The 4777-nt window shown below is 50.2% G+C and carries 1 tRNA gene and 2 rRNA genes; all 3 read left to right on the top strand.

The annotated features are described in order from the left end of the window. The first annotated feature begins 47 nt into the window (after positions 1 to 47). The 3 genes from L0P31_RS09230 (at position 48) to L0P31_RS09220 (ending at position 4742) form a co-directional block, all read left to right on the top strand. Positions 48 to 1595: ribosomal RNA gene (locus L0P31_RS09230) — 16S ribosomal RNA — on the top strand. 51 nt (positions 1596 to 1646) lie between these two features. Next, positions 1647 to 1719 (top strand) — tRNA-Ala (locus L0P31_RS09225). A 121-nt stretch (positions 1720 to 1840) separates the two neighbouring features. Beyond that, positions 1841 to 4742 (top strand): 23S ribosomal RNA (locus tag L0P31_RS09220). The 16S and 23S rRNA genes sit together here with 1 tRNA gene alongside, the layout of an rRNA operon. Positions 4743 to 4777 lie beyond the last annotated feature (35 nt).

The following is a 4777-nucleotide window of genomic DNA, read 5'->3' as shown; positions in this document are numbered from 1 at the left end:
AAAAACAATAAATCTGTCAGTGACAGAAATGAGTGAGAACTCAAACTTTTAATGAGAGTTTGATCCTGGCTCAGGACGAACGCTGGCGGCGTGCCTAATACATGCAAGTAGAACGCTGAAGCTTGGTGCTTGCACCGAGCGGATGAGTTGCGAACGGGTGAGTAACGCGTAGGTAACCTGCCTGGTAGCGGGGGATAACTATTGGAAACGATAGCTAATACCGCATAATAGTAGATGTTGCATGACATTTGCTTAAAAGGTGCAATTGCATCACTACCAGATGGACCTGCGTTGTATTAGCTAGTTGGTGGGGTAACGGCTCACCAAGGCGACGATACATAGCCGACCTGAGAGGGTGATCGGCCACACTGGGACTGAGACACGGCCCAGACTCCTACGGGAGGCAGCAGTAGGGAATCTTCGGCAATGGACGGAAGTCTGACCGAGCAACGCCGCGTGAGTGAAGAAGGTTTTCGGATCGTAAAGCTCTGTTGTAAGAGAAGAACGAGTGTGAGAGTGGAAAGTTCACACTGTGACGGTATCTTACCAGAAAGGGACGGCTAACTACGTGCCAGCAGCCGCGGTAATACGTAGGTCCCGAGCGTTGTCCGGATTTATTGGGCGTAAAGCGAGCGCAGGCGGTTAGATAAGTCTGAAGTTAAAGGCTGTGGCTTAACCATAGTACGCTTTGGAAACTGTTTAACTTGAGTGCAAGAGGGGAGAGTGGAATTCCATGTGTAGCGGTGAAATGCGTAGATATATGGAGGAACACCGGTGGCGAAAGCGGCTCTCTGGCTTGTAACTGACGCTGAGGCTCGAAAGCGTGGGGAGCAAACAGGATTAGATACCCTGGTAGTCCACGCCGTAAACGATGAGTGCTAGGTGTTAGACCCTTTCCGGGGTTTAGTGCCGTAGCTAACGCATTAAGCACTCCGCCTGGGGAGTACGACCGCAAGGTTGAAACTCAAAGGAATTGACGGGGGCCCGCACAAGCGGTGGAGCATGTGGTTTAATTCGAAGCAACGCGAAGAACCTTACCAGGTCTTGACATCCCTCTGACCGCTCTAGAGATAGAGTTTTCCTTCGGGACAGAGGTGACAGGTGGTGCATGGTTGTCGTCAGCTCGTGTCGTGAGATGTTGGGTTAAGTCCCGCAACGAGCGCAACCCCTATTGTTAGTTGCCATCATTTAGTTGGGCACTCTAGCGAGACTGCCGGTAATAAACCGGAGGAAGGTGGGGATGACGTCAAATCATCATGCCCCTTATGACCTGGGCTACACACGTGCTACAATGGCTGGTACAACGAGTCGCAAGCCGGTGACGGCAAGCTAATCTCTTAAAGCCAGTCTCAGTTCGGATTGTAGGCTGCAACTCGCCTACATGAAGTCGGAATCGCTAGTAATCGCGGATCAGCACGCCGCGGTGAATACGTTCCCGGGCCTTGTACACACCGCCCGTCACACCACGAGAGTTTGTAACACCCGAAGTCGGTGAGGTAACCGTAAGGAGCCAGCCGCCTAAGGTGGGATAGATGATTGGGGTGAAGTCGTAACAAGGTAGCCGTATCGGAAGGTGCGGCTGGATCACCTCCTTTCTAAGGATAAGGAACTGCGCATTGGTCTTGTTTAGTCTTGAGAGGTCTTGTGGGGCCTTAGCTCAGCTGGGAGAGCGCCTGCTTTGCACGCAGGAGGTCAGCGGTTCGATCCCGCTAGGCTCCATTGGTGAGAGATCACCAAGTAATGCACATTGAAAATTGAATATCTATATCAAATAGTAACAAGAAAATAAACCGAAACGCTGTAGTATTAAAAGAGTTTATGACTGAAAGGTCAAAAATAAGGTTAAGTTAATAAGGGCGCACGGTGGATGCCTTGGCACTAGGAGCCGAAGAAGGACGTGACAAACGACGATATGCCTTGGGTAGCTGTAAGTAAGCGATGATCCAGGGATTTCCGAATGGGGGAACCCAACAGGTACTACCTGTTACCCGCATCTGTTAAGGATGTGAGGAGGAAGACGCAGTGAACTGAAACATCTAAGTAGCTGCAGGAAGAGAAAGCAAAAGCGATTGCCTTAGTAGCGGCGAGCGAAACGGCAGAAGGGCAAACCGAAGAGTTTACTCTTCGGGGTTGTAGGACTGCAATGTGGACTCAAAGATTATAGAAGAATGATTTGGGAAGATCAGCCAAAGAGAGTAATAGCCTCGTATTTAAAATAGTCTTTGTACCTAGCAGTATCCTGAGTACGGCGGGACACGAGAAATCCCGTCGGAATCTGGGAGGACCATCTCCCAACCCTAAATACTCCCTAGTGACCGATAGTGAACCAGTACCGTGAGGGAAAGGTGAAAAGCACCCCGGGAGGGGAGTGAAATAGAACCTGAAACCGTGTGCCTACAACAAGTTCGAGCCCGTTAATGGGTGAGAGCGTGCCTTTTGTAGAATGAACCGGCGAGTTACGTTATGATGCGAGGTTAAGTTGAAGAGACGGAGCCGTAGGGAAACCGAGTCTGAATAGGGCGAATTAGTATCATGACGTAGACCCGAAACCATGTGACCTACCCATGAGCAGGTTGAAGGTGCGGTAAGACGCACTGGAGGACCGAACCAGGGCACGTTGAAAAGTGCTTGGATGACTTGTGGGTAGCGGAGAAATTCCAAACGAACTTGGAGATAGCTGGTTCTCTCCGAAATAGCTTTAGGGCTAGCGTCGACATTAGAGATTCTTGGAGGTAGAGCACTGTTTGGGTGAGGGGTCCATCCCGGATTACCAATCTCAGATAAACTCCGAATGCCAATGAATTATGGTCGGCAGTCAGACTGCGAGTGCTAAGATCCGTAGTCGAAAGGGAAACAGCCCAGACCACCAGCTAAGGTCCCAAAATAATTGTTAAGTGGAAAAGGATGTGGGGTTGCACAGACAACTAGGATGTTAGCTTAGAAGCAGCTATTCATTCAAAGAGTGCGTAATAGCTCACTAGTCGAGTGACCCTGCGCCGAAAATGTACCGGGGCTAAAACAATTTACCGAAGCTGTGGATACCTTTATAGGTATGGTAGGAGAGCGTTCTATGTGTGAAGAAGGTGTACCGTGAGGAGTGCTGGAACGCATAGAAGTGAGAATGCCGGTATGAGTAGCGAAAGACAGGTGAGAATCCTGTCCACCGTAAGACTAAGGTTTCCAGGGGAAGGCTCGTCCGCCCTGGGTTAGTCGGGACCTAAGGAGAGACCGAAAGGTGTATCCGATGGACAACAGGTTGATATTCCTGTACTAGAGTATGTAGTGATGGAGGGACGCAGTAGGCTAACTAAAGCAGACGATTGGAAGTGTCTGTCTAAGCAGTGAGGTGTGAACTGAGTCAAATGCTTAGTTCTATAACATTGAGCTGTGATGGGGAGCGAAGTTTAGTAGCGAAGTTAGTGACGTCACACTGCCAAGAAAAGCTTCTAGCGTTTAAACATACTCTACCCGTACCGCAAACCGACACAGGTAGTCGAGGCGAGTAGCCTCAGGTGAGCGAGAGAACTCTCGTTAAGGAACTCGGCAAAATGACCCCGTAACTTCGGGAGAAGGGGTGCTGACTTTAAGTCAGCCGCAGTGAATAGGCCCAAGCAACTGTTTATCAAAAACACAGCTCTCTGCTAAATCGTAAGATGATGTATAGGGGGTGACGCCTGCCCGGTGCTGGAAGGTTAAGAGGAGTGCTTAGCGTAAGCGAAGGTATGAATTGAAGCCCCAGTAAACGGCGGCCGTAACTATAACGGTCCTAAGGTAGCGAAATTCCTTGTCGGGTAAGTTCCGACCCGCACGAAAGGCGTAATGATTTGGGCACTGTCTCAACGAGAGACTCGGTGAAATTTTAGTACCTGTGAAGATGCAGGTTACCCGCGACAGGACGGAAAGACCCCATGGAGCTTTACTGCAGTTTGATATTGAGTGTCTGTACCACATGTACAGGATAGGTAGGAGTCTATGAGATCGGGACGCCAGTTTCGAAGGAGACGTTGTTGGGATACTACCCTTGTGTTATGGCCACTCTAACCCAGATAGGTGATCCCTATCGGAGACAGTGTCTGACGGGCAGTTTGACTGGGGCGGTCGCCTCCTAAAAGGTAACGGAGGCGCCCAAAGGTTCCCTCAGAATGGTTGGAAATCATTCGCAGAGTGTAAAGGTATAAGGGAGCTTGACTGCGAGAGCTACAACTCGAGCAGGGACGAAAGTCGGGCTTAGTGATCCGGTGGTTCCGTATGGAAGGGCCATCGCTCAACGGATAAAAGCTACCCTGGGGATAACAGGCTTATCTCCCCCAAGAGTTCACATCGACGGGGAGGTTTGGCACCTCGATGTCGGCTCGTCGCATCCTGGGGCTGTAGTCGGTCCCAAGGGTTGGGCTGTTCGCCCATTAAAGCGGCACGCGAGCTGGGTTCAGAACGTCGTGAGACAGTTCGGTCCCTATCCGTCGCGGGCGTAGGAAATTTGAGAGGATCTGCTCCTAGTACGAGAGGACCAGAGTGGACTTACCGCTGGTGTACCAGTTGTCTTGCCAAAGGCATCGCTGGGTAGCTATGTAGGGAAGGGATAAACGCTGAAAGCATCTAAGTGTGAAACCCACCTCAAGATGAGATTTCCCATGATTTTATATCAGTAAGAGCCCTGAGAGATGATCAGGTAGATAGGTTAGAAGTGGAAGTGTGGCGACACATGTAGCGGACTAATACTAATAGCTCGAGGACTTATCCAAAGTAACTGAGAATATGAAAGCGCAAGGTTTTCTTG

The organism is Streptococcus mitis, assembly GCF_022137125.1.
Taxonomy (GTDB): domain Bacteria; phylum Bacillota; class Bacilli; order Lactobacillales; family Streptococcaceae; genus Streptococcus; species Streptococcus mitis_CE.
Note: the sequence above shows the minus strand (reverse complement) of the source record. Positions and strands in the feature narration are given on the sequence as shown.